Source organism: Microbacterium sp., assembly GCF_049650565.1.
Lineage (GTDB): Bacteria > Actinomycetota > Actinomycetes > Actinomycetales > Microbacteriaceae > Microbacterium.
Genome location: NZ_JBASAK010000032.1, coordinates 1 through 15,274 on the forward strand (window position 1 = coordinate 1; position 15,274 = coordinate 15,274).

Here is a 15,274-nt window from a genome sequence, read left to right on the forward strand (position 1 = left end):
GGCGGATGCCGGACCACCGGCATCCGCCCCTCCTTCTCCTCCCGGGAGAGAACATGACCAGATTCCTCATCGTCCCGCAGTGGCAGGGTTCACCCGCATCGCGTGCCATGCTGCTCGTCGACGGCGCCAACGCCATCGCCGGCGATCTGCCCCGCAGGGACACCACCATCCTCGACGTGCCGCTGGAGGCCGGCGAGTCGCTGGGCACCGGCGTGCGACGCCTGAGCGCGCTGCTGCGCGTGCGCGAGCTCATCACCGAGCACATGGCAGGCCCCGAACAGACCGTCCTGATCGGCGGCGACTGCAGCGTGAGCGTGTCCGCGCTCTCCGCCATCGACACGTCCGACCTGGCCGTGCTGTGGTGTGACGCGCATCCCGATCTCAACGACCCGGCGTCGTCGCCCTCCGGGGCGTTCTCCGGCATGTCGCTGGCGTCCGTGCTCGGCCACGGCGAGCCCCGGCTGGCGCTGACACCCGGCATCCCCGCCGAGCGCGTCGTGCTGCTGGGCGCGCGCAGCATCGATGAGGGCGAGCGGGCGCGACTGGGGTCGATCGCCGCCGTCGCCCCCGAGGATGCGCACGACCCGGATGCCGTCGCCGCGGCCGTCCGCGCGACGGGAGCAGCCCGCGTCTGGGTGCACATCGACGTGGATGTCATCGACCCCGCCGAGTTCGAGGGGGTCTCGGACGCCGAGCCCTTCGGAGTGGGTGCCGCAGCCCTCGCCGCGGTGATCCGGCGCGTTCGGGAGGAGGTCCCCCTGGCTGGGGCGACCATCGCGGGCTTCGCCCCGCGCAGCCCCGCCGACTCCGTGCGCGACATGGGCGCGATCCTGCGCCTGATCGGCGCGGTGGCATGAGCGACTGGCAGGCGGAGGCCGAACGGGCGCTGGTCCGGGGGCGGCGCTTCGACCGCCGCATCCCGTCATTCCTGCTGCGCTCTCCGATCAGCCGCCTCGGCTACTGGTGGGGCACCTCGGTCGGCTGGGTGTGGGGATCGCTGTGGAGCACCGGCCCGGTGCAGCGCAGAGCAGGGCTGTGGGTGTTCCGCGGCCTGCCGAGCTGGGCGTACGGCCGCGGCGGAGTGTGCGTGGGCGGCTGCTATCTGACCGGCGACGTGAATCCCTCTGTCGCGGTGCTGCGGCACGAGGGCGTGCACAAGCAGCAGTGGCTGCGCTACGGGTTCCTGATGCCCGTGCTGTACCTGTTCGCCGGACGCGACGCGCTGCGCAACCGCTTCGAGATCGAGGCGGGACTGGAGGACGGCGGGTACGTGCAGCGCCGCCCTTCACTTCGACTCGCTGACGCTCGCTCAGTACAGGCGACAGGCTCAGGGACCCAGATCAGTTCGGCTCAGAGGGCGTTCAGTCCGTAGGCTGCCGGCGCATGCACGGCTGACGGAGCGATGCCGCATCGCTCGATCAGGTGCTCGGCGATGTCGGCCGTGCCGAGGTCCCCGCCCAGCAGCGTCGCCTCGGTGCGCAGCGCTCCCTCGGACTCGTCGCAGAGCATCTCGTCCGCCCATGCTGTCGCCGCACGCGCGAGCAGTTCCCCGCTCGGATGGCGGACGCCACCCCGCCGCACGCGCGGCAGCCAGGACACCGTCATCCGCGGCGGCGCCGTGACGATGCCGATGTCATCGACGTCTGGCACCTCGATGAACACGCGCCCCACCGCGCAGAGCGGCAGCGTGACCAGGAGCGTCTCCAGTTCGGCGAGCGAATGCTCGTCCGCCGTGATCAGGTGCTGCAGCTGGGGACGCCGGGAGGCGCGGCGCGCGGCGCGCGCGCCTGCTGACGTCTCGACGATGCTCATGATCTGTTCATCGTACCACTGAGGAAGGGTTGCCTAACCTACCCTTCCATCACCAGCGCGACGCGCAGCGCCTGCAGTTCGGCATCCGTCAACCCCGACGCCTGCAGGTAGGCGGCGACGGAGCCGTACCGCTGCTCGAGGTCCGCGAGCAGGGCCGCCATGACGGTCTCCGGCGACTCGGTCGCCAGCTGGATCGCATTCCGCGCGTCGGGCAGGTGGGTCCTCAAGTACTCCACGACGGCCCGGTTCCGCTCCACCGGCAGTTGCGATGCCGTCAGCGCGTAGTCGGCCACCACGGCATCACGATCCGCACCCACGGCGCTCAGCGCCAGAGCGACGACCACGCCCGTGCGATCCTTGCCCACCGTGCAGTGCACGAGTGTCGGCTCCCCGTCCGACAGGATGCGCACCGCCGCGACGAGCTGAGTTGCGCAGTCGTCGACCAGATGCCGGTAGAGGCCTTCGAGATCCGTGTCCGCTGCGAAGAACGACTCCACCGAGCCCAGCAGCAGCGGGACACGCTCGACAGGCACCCCGGTGAGCGCAGACGGCTCGCGCAGCACCTCGGCGTCGTCGCGCAGATCGATGACGCGCGCGACCAGCGAGCGCAGGCGGCCCTGCCCCGCTGGCGTCAGCTGCGCGAGCTGGGCGGACCGCAGCAGGACCCCGTCGCGCACCCGTGATTCTCCGACGGGAATTCCTCCGACATCGCGGAGGTTGTGCACGCCGGGGATGCGAATGACAGTCACAGCACCAGCCTAAGCGAGCACTCGGATGCACTCCGCTCGATCCCTGATGCAGAATGACAACTCGAATACGGGCATTGACAGCACTTTATCCCCACCATGGTGAGTATTACTTGTCATGTTGCTCTCAAATTTCCTGTGAACCTCATCCCGATAGCAGAATATGGCCGTGACGAAAGACACCAGCGAGTTCCGCTACCTGCCCGCGCAGGCAGCCGCTCTGAACATCGCGCCGCCCGAGGCCCGACGCATCCGGCTCGACCTCCGCGACGGCCGAGCGCTCAGCGCACTGCGCTTCGGCGACGGCGCCCCCGAGGTCGCTCTGCTGCACGGCGCGGGCCTGAACGCGCACACCTGGGACACCGTGGTCCTGCGGCTGGGCCGCCCCGCGCTGGCCATCGACCTCTCGGGCCACGGCGACTCCTCCTGGCGGACGGACCTCGACTACTCCCCCGCCTCGCTGGCGGCCGACGTCGCCACCGCCATGGCCGAGTGGACCGGCGAACCGCAGCTGCTGATCGGACACTCGCTGGGCGGTCTGACCGCGGCGAGCGTCGCCGCCCGGCATCCGCAGCTCGTGCGCGCGCTCGTGCTCGTCGACATCGTCCCCGGGCTCGACACCGGCGCAGCGCCCGCCGTGCTGCGCGACTTCTACCAGGTGACCGACTTCGCCACGCGCGACGAGGCCGTCGATCGTGCCCAGAGCTTCGGCATGGGCGGGACGCGCGAGGACACCGAGCGCGGCGTGTTCTTCAACACGCGCGTGCGCGACGACGGCCGCGTGGAGTGGAAGCACCACTTCGCGCAGATCATCGGCCATGCCTTCGACGCACTGAACGCCGCGAATGCGGCATCCGCTCCCGGCGCCGATCCGTGGGACGATCTGCTGGCCGTCACCGCGCCGATCACCCTGGTGCGCGGCACGCACGGCTTCCTGCAGGATGCCGACGTCGCCCAGTTCTCCCGCCGGCTCCCCGCCGCGCAGGTGCTCACCGTCGATGCCGGGCACAACGTGCAGGAGACCGCCCCGGCCTCCCTGGCGGACCTGGCGTCCGAGATCCTGACTCATCCCTCCCGCTGACCCGAGCGGACCCTCCCGAGAGGACATCCCTGTGACACTCTTCCGCACCCCGCGCAGATCGGTCCGCCTGGCGGCCATCGGCATCCTCGCCGTCGGCGCCCTCGTGCTCACCGCCTGCACCGGCTCCGCAGACCCCCAGCCCACCTCGGGCGGCAAGATCGACACCAATGCGACGCTGACCGTGGGACTGGTCCTGGAGCCGGACAACCTCGACATCCGCCACACCAGCGGCGCCGCACTCGAGCAGATCCTCGTCGACAACATCTACGAGGGAGTGGTCTCGCGCACGCAGGACAACAAGGTCGAGGACCGCCTGGCGAGCTCGCACGAGATCTCCGCCGACGGCCTGACCTACACGTTCACGCTGCACGACGGCATCACCTTCCACGACGGCACCCCGCTCACCTCTGCCGATGTCGTCTCCTCGTACGAGACGGTGAAGACGGATGCCACGGTGCAGGGCAACACGGAGTTCTCCGGCGTCGCCTCGATCTCCGCGCCCGATGAGAAGACCGTGCAGATCGTGCTGGCACGCCCCGACCAGGACTTCCTGTTCAACCTCACCGGCCCCGCGGGCCTCGTCTTCAAGGCCGGCGACACGACCGATCTGAAGACCGCCGAGAACGGCACCGGCCCGTTCGTGCTCAAGAACTGGACCAAGGGCGCCGCGATCACCTTCGACCGCGCCGAGAAGTACTGGGGCGAGAAGCCGAAGCTCGCCGAGGTCGTCTTCCAGTACATCCCCGACTTCACCGCCGGCGTGAACGCGGCACTGGACGGCAGCGTCGACGTGCTGACGGCCGTGGACCCCAACCTGGTCTCCCAGCTGAAGGACACCGGCGACTTCACCATCACCACCGGCCAGACCACTGACAAGGCCACGCTGGCGTTCAACAACGCCAAGGCTCCGCTGAACGACAAGCGCGTCCGGGAGGCCCTTCGCCTGGCCATCGACCACAAGGCGCTCGTCGAGGCCGTCGGCGCGGGTCAGACCCTGTACGGCCCCATCCCCGAGCTGGATCCCGGCTACGAGGACCTGTCGAAGCTGGTGCCCTACGACCCTGCCAAGGCCAAGGAGCTGCTGAAGGAGGCGGGTCACCAGACGTTGGACCTGACCCTCACCATCCCGTCGTTCTACGGCACGACCGTCGCCCAGGTGCTGGTGTCCGACTTCGCGAAGGTCGGCATCTCGCTCAAGGTCGACCGCGTCGAGTTCCCGACCTGGCTCGACCAGGTGTACAAGAACCACGACTATGAGCTGAGCTTCGTGCTGCACGTCGAGCCGCGCGACTTCGGCAACTGGGCCAACCCGAAGTACTACTTCGGCTACGACAACAAGCAGGTGCAGGACCTGTACACGCAGTCGCAGGCCGAGCTGGACCCGGCGAAGTCCGCCGACCTGCTGAAGAAGGCCGCGAAGATCGTCTCCGAGGACGACGCGGCCGACTGGCTGTACACCGGCGAGACCCTCACCGCGCTCACCGCCGGCATCAAGGGATTCCCCAAGGACTCGATCAACTCGCGCATCGACCTGGCGGGCATCACCAAGACCGCCGGCTGAGCATGCTCCGCTACGCGCTGACACGAGGAGTCCTGCTGATCGCAGGGCTTCTCGTGTCGAGCGTGATCATCTTCTTCACGCTGCGGGTCCTCCCCGGCGACGTCGCCCAGCTGATCGCCGGCACCCAGGCGAGCCCCGACCAGGTCGAGGCCATCCGCGCGTCGCTGGGCCTGGACCGGCCGCTGCTCGCGCAGTACACCGACTGGATCGGCGGCATCCTGCACGGAGATCTGGGCACCTCCCAGCTCAGCGGAGCCTCGGTCGGCGCCGAGCTCGCCCAGAAGGCACGCGTGACGTGGCCGCTGGCACTGATGTCCATGACCATCGCCATGCTCATCGCCGCCCCGTTCGGCGTGATGTCGGCGGTGCTGCGCGGCCGCGCCGGTGGCACCGCGATGAACGTCGCGGCGCAGGCCGTTGCCGCCGTCCCCGTGATCTGGGCGGGAATGATGCTGGTCGTGGTGTTCGCGCACTGGCTGGGCTGGCTGCCCGCCCAGGGCTTCCCGCGCACCGGCTGGACGACGCCGGGCAGAGCCTTCGAATCCCTGCTGCTGCCCGCCATGACCATCGGGATCGTCGAGGGCGCCATGCTCATGCGGTTCGTGCGCAGCGCCACGCTGCAGGCGGCATCCCAGGACTTCGTGCGCACGGCGGCCGCCAAGGGCCTCACTCGCCGGCAGGCGCTGATCCGGCACGGCATCCCCGCCGTCGGCCTGTCCATCGTCACCGTGCTGGGCGTGCAGGTCGCGGGGATCATCGTCGGCTCCGTCGTGATCGAGCAGCTGTTCACTCTTCCGGGCATCGGACGGATGCTGGTGACCGACGTCGGCACCCGCGACCTGGTGAAGGTGCAGAGCGAGCTGCTCGTGCTGACCGGCTTCGTGCTGGTGGTCGGCTTCCTCGTCGACCTGGTGCACCACGCCATCGACCCCCGGCAGCGCGAGGAGGCCGTCTGATGCCCCGCTGGCTGCGCACGCTGCTCTCGTCCGGCACGGGACTGTTCGGCGTGATCGTCGTGCTGCTGATCGCCCTGACGGCGCTGGTCTCGGCGTTCTGGACACCGTTCGACCCGATGCTCTCGGACGTGCGCGGCCGGTGGGCGGGGCCCGGCTGGCCGCACCTGCTGGGCACCGACGGCACTGGGCGCGACATCCTCAGCCTGGTGATGGCGGGCGCCCGCACGACCGTCTTCGTCGCCGTCGGCTCGGGCGTCGTCGCCACCGCCGTGGGCGTCGCGTTGGCCGCGCTGGGCGCGCTCACGGCGCGGTGGATGCGCGAGACGGTGGCGGTGCTGGTCGACATCCTCATCGCCTTCCCCGTGCTGATGATCGCCATGATGATCTCTGCGGTCTGGGGCGGATCACTGTGGGTCGTCGTGCTCTCGGTGGGCATCGGGTTCGGGGTGAGCATCGCCCGCGTCACCCGGCCCGAGCTGCGTCGCGTGCAGCAGAGCGATTTCGTCGTGGCGGGTCGGGCGAACGGCCTCACCACCGGGCAGAACCTCGTGCGGCACCTGCTGCCGAACGTGGCGCCGGTGTTCATCGTGCAGCTGTCCTGGTCGATGGCGGTGGCCGTGCTGGCCGAGGCGGGGCTGTCCTATCTCGGGTTCGGCGCCACCCTGACGGAGGCGTCCTGGGGCACGCTGCTGGCAGATCTGCAGCGGTACATCGGCGTGCATCCGCTGACCGTCGTGTGGCCGGGCCTGGCCATCACGGTCACCGTGCTGGGACTGAATCTGCTCGGCGACGCGCTGCGCGAGGCCACGGACCCGACGCTCAGCCATCGCAGCGCACAGGTGCACGTGCCGGTGGTGGTCGCATGACCCTCCAGGTGCAGGACCTCGTGATCCAGTTCGACGGCACGCGTGTCGTGGACGGCGTGTCCTTCACGATCGAGGACGGGCAGCGCTTCGGCCTCATCGGCGAATCCGGATCGGGCAAGTCCCTGACGGCGCTGGCGATCCTGGGACTGCTGCCCGAGGGCGCGACCGCGACCGGCAGCATCCGCTGGAACGGCGCCGAACTGATCGGGATGCCGGATCGTGAGCTCGCGAAGCTGCGCGGCGACGACATCGGCATGGTCTTCCAGGAGCCCCGTACCGCGCTGAATCCCATCCGCACCGTGGGGCGGCAGATCGCGGAGTCGATCCGCATCCACGAGCGCGTCGGGCGCCACCAGGCCCGGGACAGGGCGATCGCCGAGGCCGAGCGCGTGCGACTGCCCGAGCCCGGGGCGATCGTCGACCGCTACCCGCACCAGCTCTCCGGCGGCCAGCGCCAGCGCGTGGCCATCGCCATGGCGCTGGCGTGCCGCCCGAAGCTGCTCATCACCGACGAGCCGACCACTGCGCTGGACGTCACGATCCAGGCCGAGGTGCTGAAGCTGCTGCTGTCGCTGGTGAGCGAGCACGGCATGTCGCTGGTGTTCATCACGCACGATCTGGCCGTGCTCTCGCAGGTGGCCACGCACGCGGTCGTGCTCGAGCACGGACGCATGGTGGAGCAGGGCGAGGTGGCGAAGCTGCTGAGCGCGCCCGAGTCCCCCGTCACCCAGGCGCTGCTGCGCGACGCCACCGCCACGCTGTGGCGCCCCGGGCATGTGCACGACGCCGACGAGGGAGGCGCGCCATGAGCATCATCGAGGCCACGGGCCTCAGCCGCTCCTTCACGGTTCCCGCGCGCTCCCTGTTCGAGCGACGCAGGCTCAGCACGGCGCTGCATCCGACCGACCTGGCCGTCGAAGAGGGTGAATCCGTCGGCATCATCGGCGAGTCCGGCTCGGGCAAGTCGACGCTGGTCAGGCTGCTGCTGGGACTGGACCGTCCGACCACCGGACGCATCGCCGTGGACGGCAGGGAGGTGGATGCCACGGCATCCGCTCGGTCCCTGCACTGGCTGCGCAGGCAGACCGGACTGGTGTTCCAGGACCCGTACGCGTCGCTGGACCCGCGCATGACCGCCGGGCGGATCATCGCCGAGCCGCTGTGGGCACTGGACATCCCGGGCGACCGTCGTGCCCGTGTGCGAGAGGTGCTCGCGCAGGTGGGGCTGGATGCCGACATGGCGGACCGCCATCCGCACGAGTTCTCCGGCGGGCAGCGGCAACGCATCGCGCTGGCGCGCGCGATCGCGCACCGACCGCGCATCCTCGTCGGCGACGAGCCGCTCTCGGCGCTCGACGTCACGGTGCGCGCGCAGATCCTCGAGCTGCTGACCGAGCTGCAGCAGCAGGAGGGCCTCACGGTGATCATGGTGTCGCACGACATCGGCGTGGTGCAGAACCTCGCCGACACGGTGGTGGTCATGAAGGACGGTCGGATCGTGGAGCGGGGCAGGACGGATGCCGTGCTGCAGCGCCCCGCGCAGGACTACACCCGCCGGCTGCTGGCCGCCATCCCGGTGATCCCCGAGGCCTAGAGACTCTTCTGCAGCAGGAGGACGCCCTGCGGCTCGCCGAACTTCTCCCCGACCTCGGTGAGCCTGCCGGCATCGGTGAACCCGGCCTTGCGGTGCAGGGCGATGGACGCGTCCGTCCCGCGATCGGAGATCACGGCGATCACCTGGCGGAAGCCCGCGTCACGGCAGGCGTCGAGGAACGTCGCCAGCAGCGCCCAGCCGATGCCCTGGCCTGCTGCCGAGGGCGCCAGGTAGATCGAGTTCTCGATCGTGAACCGATACGCCGACTTCGGCGACCACGGCTGTCCGAGCGCGTAGCCCAGCAGTTCGCCGTCCTCGCGCTCCGCCACCAGGAACGGGATGCCGGCGGCGGAGATGCGCTCCGCCTTGGCCGCCCAGGTCTCGGCCGTGGACTCCACCTCGTCATACGTGACCGTGGAGGTGCGGACGTAGTGGTTGTAGATGTCGCGGATGGCCGGCAGATCGGCATCCGCGACCGGACGGATGCTCAGCGGGCTCATGCCTCGCCCTCCACTCGCCAGTCGACGGGTTGCGCGCCCTGGGATTCCAGCAGCGCGTTGGCTCGCGAGAACGGACGCGAGCCGAAGAAGCCGCGGCTCGCCGACAGCGGCGACGGGTGCGCGGACTCGATGATCGGGGTGCTTCCCAGCAGGGGCTTCAGACCGCGGGCATCCGCTCCCCACAGGATGGCGACCAGCGGGCGCTGCCGCGCGACCAGTGCGCGGATGGCGAGCTCGGTGACCTTCTCCCAGCCCCAGCCGCGATGCGACGCGGGCGCGCCGGGCCGCACGGTCAGCACCCTGTTCAGCAGCAGCACGCCCTGGTCGCTCCAGGCCGTCAGGTCGCCGTGCGGTGCGGGAGGGATGCCGAGGTCGTCCTGGCGCTCCTTGTAGATGTTGCCGAGGCTGCGGGGCAGCGGACGCACCTCGCGGTCGACCGCGAACGACAGCCCGATCGGGTGCCCGGGCGTGGGATACGGATCCTGCCCGGTGATGAGCACCTTCACATCGGTCAGCGGACGCTGGAACGCGCGGAGCACGTTCGCGCCGGCGGGCAGGTACCCGCGGCCGGCCGTGCTCTCCGCGCGAAGCCGGTCGCCGAGCTCTGCGATCAGCGGCTGCACGGGCGCGAGCGCCTCCGCCCAGCCGGGGTCGAGCTGCCCGGCGTCGGCGAGCTGGGCGAGGGTCTGCGGCATCAGTCGACGTCGGTGCGCACGTGCAGCGGGCCGCGGGCCAGCAGGTGCTGGGCGGACTGCGCCACCGGGCGCATGGTGACCAGGTCGAGGTTCACGCGGCGCGGAGCGTTCAGCGCATAGGCGATGACGTCGGCGACGTCCTCGGCCAGCAGCGGCTCCTCGACCCCGGAGTAGACGGCCTCGGCCGCGATGCGGTCGCCGCCCAGGCGGTTCAGCGTGAACTCCTCGGTGTGCACCATTCCGGGGGCGACCTCGACCACGCGGATCGGCTCGCCGTTGAGCTCCTGACGCAGCACCTTCACGAGCATGGACTGCGCGGCCTTCGCCGCGTTGTACCCGCCGCCACCGGGGTAGGCGGTCTGGGAGGCCGTGGATGTGACGAACACGGTGTCGGCGTGGCCGCTCTCCTCGGCCGCCAGGCGCAGCAGCGGCAGGATGCCTGCGACGAGCCGCTGGGTGGACAGCACGTTCGCGTCGTACATCCACTGCCAGTCATCGATGTCACCGCCCTCGACGCTGTCGGTGCCGCGCGCACCGCCGGCGACCTGCACGAGGGCGTGCACGGGACCGGTGGCCGCGAGGCGGTCGATCAGCTCGTCCACAGCATCCGCATCCGTCAGATCGCAGGCGAAGGAGGTGGAGCCGATCTCGGCATCCAGCTCTTCCAGTCGCTCGGCGCGCCGAGCGACTCCCACGACATCCCAGCCCTGCGCGCGCAGCGCGCGGGCGGTCGCCTCTCCGATACCGCTGCTGGCTCCTGTGACCACGGCACGTCTGTTCACCATGCCTCCACCGTACGGCTTTTGCGGTCGTGAACCGGACACCGGTCTGTTACGTAACATTTCCCGCGGCTTGTCCGGGGTGCGCCCGGCTCCGTACTGTCGCAGAAGGGCACTCGCCCGCTACCCGACATCCATGCCCAGGGAGAGACGATGACCGCTGAAGACTGGCGTTTCGAAACCAAGCAGATCCACTCGGGCGCCGCCCCCGACCCGGTCACCGGCTCGCGCGCCACGCCGATCTACCAGACCACCTCGTTCGTGTTCCGCGACACCGAGCACGCCGCGAACCTGTTCTCGCTGGCCGAGACCGGCAACATCTACACCCGCATCCAGAACCCGACGCAGGATGTCGTCGAGCAGCGCCTGGCCGCGCTCGAGGGCGGCACCGGCGCCCTGCTGGTGGCATCCGGCATGTCGGCCGCGACGCTGTCGATCCTGAACCTGGCAGGCGCGGGAGACCACGTCGTCGCCTCGGCGGCCATCTACGGCGGCACCTACAACCTGCTGCGCTACACGCTGGCCAAGCTCGGCATCGAGACCACTTTCGTCTCCGACCAGGACGACCCCGAGGCATGGCGCAGCGCCGTGCAGCCGAACACCAAGCTGTTCTTCGCCGAGTCGATCGGAAACCCGAAGATCAACGTGCTCGACATCCGCACGATCGCCGACATCGCCCACGAGGCCGGCGTGCCGTTCATCGTCGACAACACGATCGCGACGCCGTACCTGCTGCGCCCGTTCGAGCACGGCGCCGACATCGTCATCCACGCCGCCACGAAGTTCCTCGGCGGCCACGGCACCATCATCGCCGGCATCATCGTCGACGGCGGCACCTTCCCGTGGTCGCAGCACGCCGACAAGTTCCCGGGCCTGACCGAGCCGGACCCGTCCTACCACGGTGTGAGCTACTCCGGAGCGCTCGGCGACGGCATCGCCTACATCATCAAGGCGCGCGTGCAGCTGCTGCGCGACACCGGCCCCGCGATCGCCCCGGCCAGCGCCTGGCAGCTCATCCAGGGCATCGAGACGCTGTCGCTGCGCATGGAGCGCCACGTCGAGAACACCAAGAAGATCGCCGAGTGGCTCGAGGGCCGCGACGAAGTCGCGTCGGTCAGCTACGCCAGCCTGCCCAGCTCGCCGTGGTACGCCAACGCGCAGAAGTACGTCCCGGGCGGCGCAGGAGCAGTGTTCTCGTTCGAGCTCAAGGGCGGCGTCGACGTCGGCCGCGCGTTCGTCGACAACCTGAAGCTGTTCAGCCACCTCGCCAACATCGGCGACGTGCGTTCGCTGGTCATCCACCCGGCCTCCACGACCCACTCGCAGCTGAGCCCCGAGGAGCAGCTGTCCGGCGGCGTCACCCCTGGCCTCGTGCGCCTGTCGGTGGGCCTGGAGAACGTCGAGGACCTCAAGGACGACCTCGCGCAGGCCCTGGCCGCCGCGTCCAAGGTGGCGGAGCTCGCTCGCGCCTGAGCGCCGCAGCATCGCACGGATGCCCCGGACCAGACGGTCCGGGGCATCCGGCTGTCTGAATGCGTAACCTGCTCCCCCGTGCGACGCGCACCCGGGAGAATGGGTCCATGGACTGGCAGACGACTTCGGAGGACACGGTGCCCTCGGCGCCCGTGACCGAGGCCGATGAGCGTCTGCTGCGCGCCAGGCCTCCTGCCACCGGAGCGTGGCGCGACGGAGATCCGGCAGGGCAGCGCAGGTTCACGTTCCTGGGTGACTTCCGCACCGAGAACGGCGCCCGGCTGCCCGTCACCCGCCTCGCCTGGGAGTCGTGGGGCGAGCTCAACGCCGCCTGCGACAACGCGATCCTCGTGCTGCACGCGCTCACCGGCGACAGCCACGTGCGCGGGGAGGCCGGCGCCGGGCATCCCACCGTCGGCTGGTGGAACGACATCGTCGGTCCCGGCGCCGCCATCGACACCGACCGATGGTTCGTGATCGCACCGAACATGCTGGGCGGATGCCAGGGATCCACCGGCCCCGCCAGCATCGCCCCCGACGGCCGGGAGTGGGCATCCCGCTTCCCGTACCTCACCATCCGCGATCAGGTCGCCGCGCAGATCCGTCTGGCGGACGAGCTCGGCATCCGGCAGTGGGCGGCAGTGATCGGCGGTTCGATGGGCGGCATGCATGCGCTGGAGTGGGCGATCATGCAGCCGGAGCGCGTGCGACGACTGGCCGTGCTGTCCTCTCCCCCGGTGACCACGGCAGATCAGCTGGCACTGAACTTCGTGCAGCTGGAGACCGTGCGCATGGACCCGCACTTCGCCGGCGGCGAATACTACGACGCCGCACTCGGCGAGGGCCCCCATCGCGGCCTCGCGCTCGCGCGGCGGATGGCGCTGCTGAACTACCGCAGCCCGATCGAGCTCAACCAGCGCTTCCAGCGCTCCTGGCAGTCCGGTGTGTCGCCGCTGGGCCGCGGCGGCCGCTTCGCCGTGCAGTCCTACCTCGACTTCCACGGCAACAAGTTCACCCGGCGCTTCGACGCCAACAGCTACATCACCGTCGTCGAGGCGATGAACTCGCACGACATCGGCCGCGATCGCGGCGGCGTGGAGGAGGCGCTGCACACCGTGACGGCGCGCAGCCTGGTGCTCGGCATCGACAGCGACCGGCTGTTCCCCGTCGACGGGCAGCAGCGCATCGCCCGCAGCCTGCCGAACCTCATCGACGACGAGGCCGTGGTGCTGTCGAGCGATTTCGGCCACGACGGCTTCCTCATCGAGACCGACGAGGTCGGGATGCACCTGCGGCGGCTGCTCGACGCCTGAGCCGCCGGACGATCTCAGATCGCGACGGATGCCCGAGGCGAACGCCGCTCGGCGGCATACGAGACCGCAGTGATGCCCAGGCCGAGCAGCGCGAGGACCGCGCCCACCCACTCCGGGGCGACGAATCCGAATCCGAGCGTGATCGCGACACCGCCCAGGAACGCGCCCAGGCTGTTGCCGATGTTCAGGGCGGAGTGATTCAACGCCGCGGCGATGGACTGGTTGTCGCCCGCGACGTCCATCAGCCGGGTCTGGATGGCCGGACTGATCATGGCGGAGAGCGCACCGATGAGCACGGCGAGGATGACCAGTGCCGCGTACGACCAGGCCAGCAGCGCCAGCAGCACGAGTGCGGCTGCGAGCCCCGCCAGCCCGAGGTGGAGGGTGGCGCGCAGGTCGCGGTCGGCGAAGTATCCGCCGGCGATGTTGCCGATGGTCATCCCGACGCCCACGAGCACCAAGGTCACCGGAACCGCCCACTGCGGGGCCCCGGCGATCTCGGTCACCAGCGGCGCGATGTAGCTGTACACCGCGAAGAACCCGCCGAAGCCGATGGCGCCGATGCCCAGGGTGAACCAGATCTGCGACGAGCGGAACACACCCAGCTCAGAGCGCAGCGTGCGGCCGGGGTCGCCCTCGTGCGCGGGGACGAACAGGGCGATGCAGGCGGCGGCGAGCGCGAACACCAGGGTGACGACCAGGAACGCCACGCGCCAGCCCCACCGCTGGCCCAGGTACGTGCCGAGGGGAACGCCGACGACATTGGCGATGGTGAGTCCGGTCAGGATGAACGCGACACCCTGCGCACGCCGGCCCGGCCCCAGCACGTCGGCGGCCACCAGCGCTCCGATGCCGAAGTAGGCGCCGTGCGGGAGCCCTGCCAGCAGGCGCGCCATGCCGACCAGGCCGAAGCCCGGCAGCACGACGATCAGCGCGTTGAAGACGGCCAGTGCGACAGCAAGGCACAGCATCACGCGGTGACGGGGATAACGCGCCACAGCCGCGGCGATGGTCGGCGCGCCGATGACGACGCCGAGCGCGTACATCGACACGAGCACGCCGCTCTGGCCGATGGCCTGCTCGGGGCTGTGCGCCCACACGGCGGGCAGCAGATCCTGGGCGACGTCGGGGAGCAGACCCATCATCACGAACTCGGTCATGCCGATGCCGAAGCTGCCGATGGCGAGGGAGAGGAGCGCCCTCATCGCCGCACCCCTCGAGAGATTCGAGGGAGTCACCCGTCAATGCTACCGGCGCAGGTACTCCCAGGGCAGCACGCCCATCAGCAGGCGATGCCGCGCCCCGGGATCCCCCGGCCGGTCAGGATAGTGCTCGTCACCGTCCCACATCACGAAACGCCCTCGCTCATCGGATCCCATCCGCGTGGCGAACAGCCCGAGGTCGCCCGCGGCGGCGAGCGCGTCGTCCACGGTGGTGTGCGGCAGCAGGAAGCGCAGCGTCATCCAGGTCGGCGGGAACAGCGTCAGCTCCCCCGCCGCGTGCTTCTCGAACGCCTGCGCCGGCGGGAGCCAGACCGCCTGCTCGATCTCACCGGGATTGGCACGCACGTCCCCCTCCGCGAAGCGCGCGAGGAAGAACCAGGTGCGGTACTTCACCGGCTGCTCCGCCGGAGGTGTCCAGCACGAGAGCGGGGTCAGATCGCGGATGCCGATGCCGGCCTCCTCGAAGGTCTCCCGCGCCGCCGCCGCACGAGCGGCATCCGTCTCGGTGCCGGCGTCCGCCTCGTCGCCCGGATCGACGCGCCCGCCGGGGAACACCCAGGCGCCCGCGAACGAGCCGCGATCGGGTCGGCGCAGCAACAGCGTCTCGAGTCCTGCGGCGCCGTCCCGCAGGACCACAGCGGTGCCGGCGACCCGCATGGGCTGCTGATCGGTCAT

The 15,274-nt window shown here is 70.2% G+C and carries 16 protein-coding genes and 1 pseudogene; 10 read left to right on the plus strand and 7 right to left on the minus strand.

All coding sequences use genetic code 11. The features are described 5' to 3' along the window. Positions 1–53 precede the first annotated feature (53 nt). Positions 54–857, plus strand: coding sequence for an arginase family protein (locus WA967_RS05695; protein ID WP_424419943.1), 804 nt, complete (start codon positions 54–56; stop codon positions 855–857). Beyond that, positions 854–1,279: pseudogene (locus WA967_RS05700) on the plus strand (Fe-S oxidoreductase); the annotation flags it as partial. The gene WA967_RS05695 and the pseudogene WA967_RS05700, both read left to right, overlap by 4 nt. Positions 1,280–1,350: 71 nt before the next feature. On the opposite strand, the gene WA967_RS05705 reads toward WA967_RS05700, so the two are convergent. Continuing rightward, complete coding sequence (locus tag WA967_RS05705) at positions 1,351–1,812, minus strand: SIP domain-containing protein (RefSeq protein WP_424419945.1); 462 nt, start codon at positions 1,810–1,812, stop codon at positions 1,351–1,353. A gap of 38 nt (positions 1,813–1,850) precedes the next feature. Further along, positions 1,851–2,561: a tyrosine-protein phosphatase gene (locus WA967_RS05710; protein ID WP_424419947.1), complete on the minus strand. Its 711-nt coding sequence runs from the start codon at positions 2,559–2,561 to the stop codon at positions 1,851–1,853. 160 nt (positions 2,562–2,721) lie between these two features. Here WA967_RS05710 and WA967_RS05715 point away from each other — a divergent pair, with 160 nt between their 5' ends. From WA967_RS05715 to WA967_RS05740, 6 genes are read left to right on the plus strand one after another with little or no spacing between them, the layout of a single operon-like run. Then, positions 2,722–3,639, plus strand: coding sequence for an alpha/beta fold hydrolase (locus tag WA967_RS05715; RefSeq protein ID WP_424419948.1), 918 nt, complete (start codon positions 2,722–2,724; stop codon positions 3,637–3,639). Positions 3,640–3,670: 31 nt separating this feature from the next. After that, positions 3,671–5,200, plus strand: coding sequence for an ABC transporter substrate-binding protein (locus WA967_RS05720; protein WP_424419950.1), 1,530 nt, complete (start codon positions 3,671–3,673; stop codon positions 5,198–5,200). A 2-nt stretch (positions 5,201–5,202) separates the two neighbouring features. Continuing rightward, positions 5,203–6,156: an ABC transporter permease gene (locus WA967_RS05725; RefSeq protein ID WP_424419952.1), complete on the plus strand. Its 954-nt coding sequence runs from the start codon at positions 5,203–5,205 to the stop codon at positions 6,154–6,156. After that, a complete protein-coding gene (locus WA967_RS05730) occupies positions 6,156–7,022 on the plus strand; it encodes an ABC transporter permease (RefSeq protein WP_424419954.1) in 867 nt (288 codons plus the stop codon). Before WA967_RS05725 ends, WA967_RS05730 begins: the two co-directional genes overlap by 1 nt. Then, complete coding sequence (locus WA967_RS05735; protein ID WP_424419956.1) at positions 7,019–7,831, plus strand: ATP-binding cassette domain-containing protein; 813 nt, start codon at positions 7,019–7,021, stop codon at positions 7,829–7,831. Before WA967_RS05730 ends, WA967_RS05735 begins: the two co-directional genes overlap by 4 nt. Continuing rightward, positions 7,828–8,616, plus strand: coding sequence for an ABC transporter ATP-binding protein (locus WA967_RS05740; protein ID WP_424419958.1), 789 nt, complete (start codon positions 7,828–7,830; stop codon positions 8,614–8,616). The genes WA967_RS05735 and WA967_RS05740 overlap by 4 nt, the downstream gene beginning before the upstream one ends. Here WA967_RS05740 and WA967_RS05745 read toward each other — a convergent pair. Genes WA967_RS05745 through WA967_RS05755 form a run of 3 tightly spaced genes read right to left on the minus strand, consistent with a single transcriptional unit; the run spans position 8,613 to position 10,596 of the window. Further along, positions 8,613–9,116 carry an N-acetyltransferase family protein gene (locus WA967_RS05745; protein ID WP_424419960.1) on the minus strand — a complete coding sequence of 168 codons (504 nt, stop codon included), beginning with the start codon at positions 9,114–9,116 and terminating at the stop codon, positions 8,613–8,615. The two genes, WA967_RS05740 and WA967_RS05745, sit on opposite strands and share 4 nt — an antisense overlap. Next, positions 9,113–9,811, minus strand: a complete 699-nt coding sequence (locus WA967_RS05750) for a uracil-DNA glycosylase (RefSeq protein WP_424419962.1) — start codon at positions 9,809–9,811, stop codon at positions 9,113–9,115. The genes WA967_RS05745 and WA967_RS05750 overlap by 4 nt, the downstream gene beginning before the upstream one ends. Continuing rightward, positions 9,811–10,596 (minus strand): SDR family oxidoreductase, encoded by a 786-nt coding sequence (locus WA967_RS05755; protein ID WP_424419964.1) that lies wholly within the window; start codon positions 10,594–10,596, stop codon positions 9,811–9,813. The genes WA967_RS05750 and WA967_RS05755 overlap by 1 nt, the downstream gene beginning before the upstream one ends. 147 nt (positions 10,597–10,743) lie before the next feature. Between WA967_RS05755 and WA967_RS05760 the strand changes: the two genes are divergently transcribed. Both WA967_RS05760 and metX read left to right on the plus strand, forming a co-directional pair. Beyond that, positions 10,744–12,063: a bifunctional o-acetylhomoserine/o-acetylserine sulfhydrylase gene (locus WA967_RS05760; protein ID WP_424419966.1), complete on the plus strand. Its 1,320-nt coding sequence runs from the start codon at positions 10,744–10,746 to the stop codon at positions 12,061–12,063. A gap of 107 nt (positions 12,064–12,170) precedes the next feature. Continuing rightward, on the plus strand, positions 12,171–13,376 hold the full coding sequence (metX, locus tag WA967_RS05765; protein WP_424419967.1) for a homoserine O-acetyltransferase MetX: 1,206 nt from the start codon (positions 12,171–12,173) through the stop codon (positions 13,374–13,376). A gap of 14 nt (positions 13,377–13,390) precedes the next feature. Here the strand turns inward: metX and WA967_RS05770 are convergent, their stop codons facing one another. Together WA967_RS05770 and WA967_RS05775 are read right to left on the minus strand one after the other, a co-directional pair. After that, positions 13,391–14,581, minus strand: a complete 1,191-nt coding sequence (locus tag WA967_RS05770; protein WP_424419969.1) for an MFS transporter — start codon at positions 14,579–14,581, stop codon at positions 13,391–13,393. A 42-nt stretch (positions 14,582–14,623) separates the two neighbouring features. Continuing rightward, the gene (locus WA967_RS05775; protein ID WP_424419971.1) at positions 14,624–15,274 is read right to left on the minus strand and encodes an NUDIX hydrolase; all 651 of its coding nucleotides are present in this window, start codon (positions 15,272–15,274) and stop codon (positions 14,624–14,626) included.

Excerpts from the sequence above, each read along its gene's own strand:
- WA967_RS05695 (WP_424419943.1), top strand. The coding sequence starts at position 54 with ATGACCAGATTCCTCATCGTCCCGCAGTGGCAGGGTTCACCCGCATCG.
- WA967_RS05705 (WP_424419945.1), bottom strand. The coding sequence starts at position 1,812 with ATGAGCATCGTCGAGACGTCAGCAGGCGCGCGCGCCGCGCGCCGCGCC.
- WA967_RS05715 (WP_424419948.1), top strand. The coding sequence starts at position 2,722 with ATGGCCGTGACGAAAGACACCAGCGAGTTCCGCTACCTGCCCGCGCAG.
- WA967_RS05725 (WP_424419952.1), top strand. The coding sequence starts at position 5,203 with ATGCTCCGCTACGCGCTGACACGAGGAGTCCTGCTGATCGCAGGGCTT.
- WA967_RS05730 (WP_424419954.1), top strand. The coding sequence starts at position 6,156 with ATGCCCCGCTGGCTGCGCACGCTGCTCTCGTCCGGCACGGGACTGTTC.
- WA967_RS05735 (WP_424419956.1), top strand. The coding sequence starts at position 7,019 with ATGACCCTCCAGGTGCAGGACCTCGTGATCCAGTTCGACGGCACGCGT.
- WA967_RS05740 (WP_424419958.1), top strand. The coding sequence starts at position 7,828 with ATGAGCATCATCGAGGCCACGGGCCTCAGCCGCTCCTTCACGGTTCCC.
- WA967_RS05745 (WP_424419960.1), bottom strand. The coding sequence starts at position 9,116 with ATGAGCCCGCTGAGCATCCGTCCGGTCGCGGATGCCGATCTGCCGGCC.
- WA967_RS05750 (WP_424419962.1), bottom strand. The coding sequence starts at position 9,811 with ATGCCGCAGACCCTCGCCCAGCTCGCCGACGCCGGGCAGCTCGACCCC.
- WA967_RS05755 (WP_424419964.1), bottom strand. The coding sequence starts at position 10,596 with ATGGTGAACAGACGTGCCGTGGTCACAGGAGCCAGCAGCGGTATCGGA.
- WA967_RS05760 (WP_424419966.1), top strand. The coding sequence starts at position 10,744 with ATGACCGCTGAAGACTGGCGTTTCGAAACCAAGCAGATCCACTCGGGC.
- metX (WP_424419967.1), top strand. The coding sequence starts at position 12,171 with ATGGACTGGCAGACGACTTCGGAGGACACGGTGCCCTCGGCGCCCGTG.
- WA967_RS05770 (WP_424419969.1), bottom strand. The coding sequence starts at position 14,581 with ATGAGGGCGCTCCTCTCCCTCGCCATCGGCAGCTTCGGCATCGGCATG.
- WA967_RS05775 (WP_424419971.1), bottom strand. The coding sequence starts at position 15,274 with ATGACCGATCAGCAGCCCATGCGGGTCGCCGGCACCGCTGTGGTCCTG.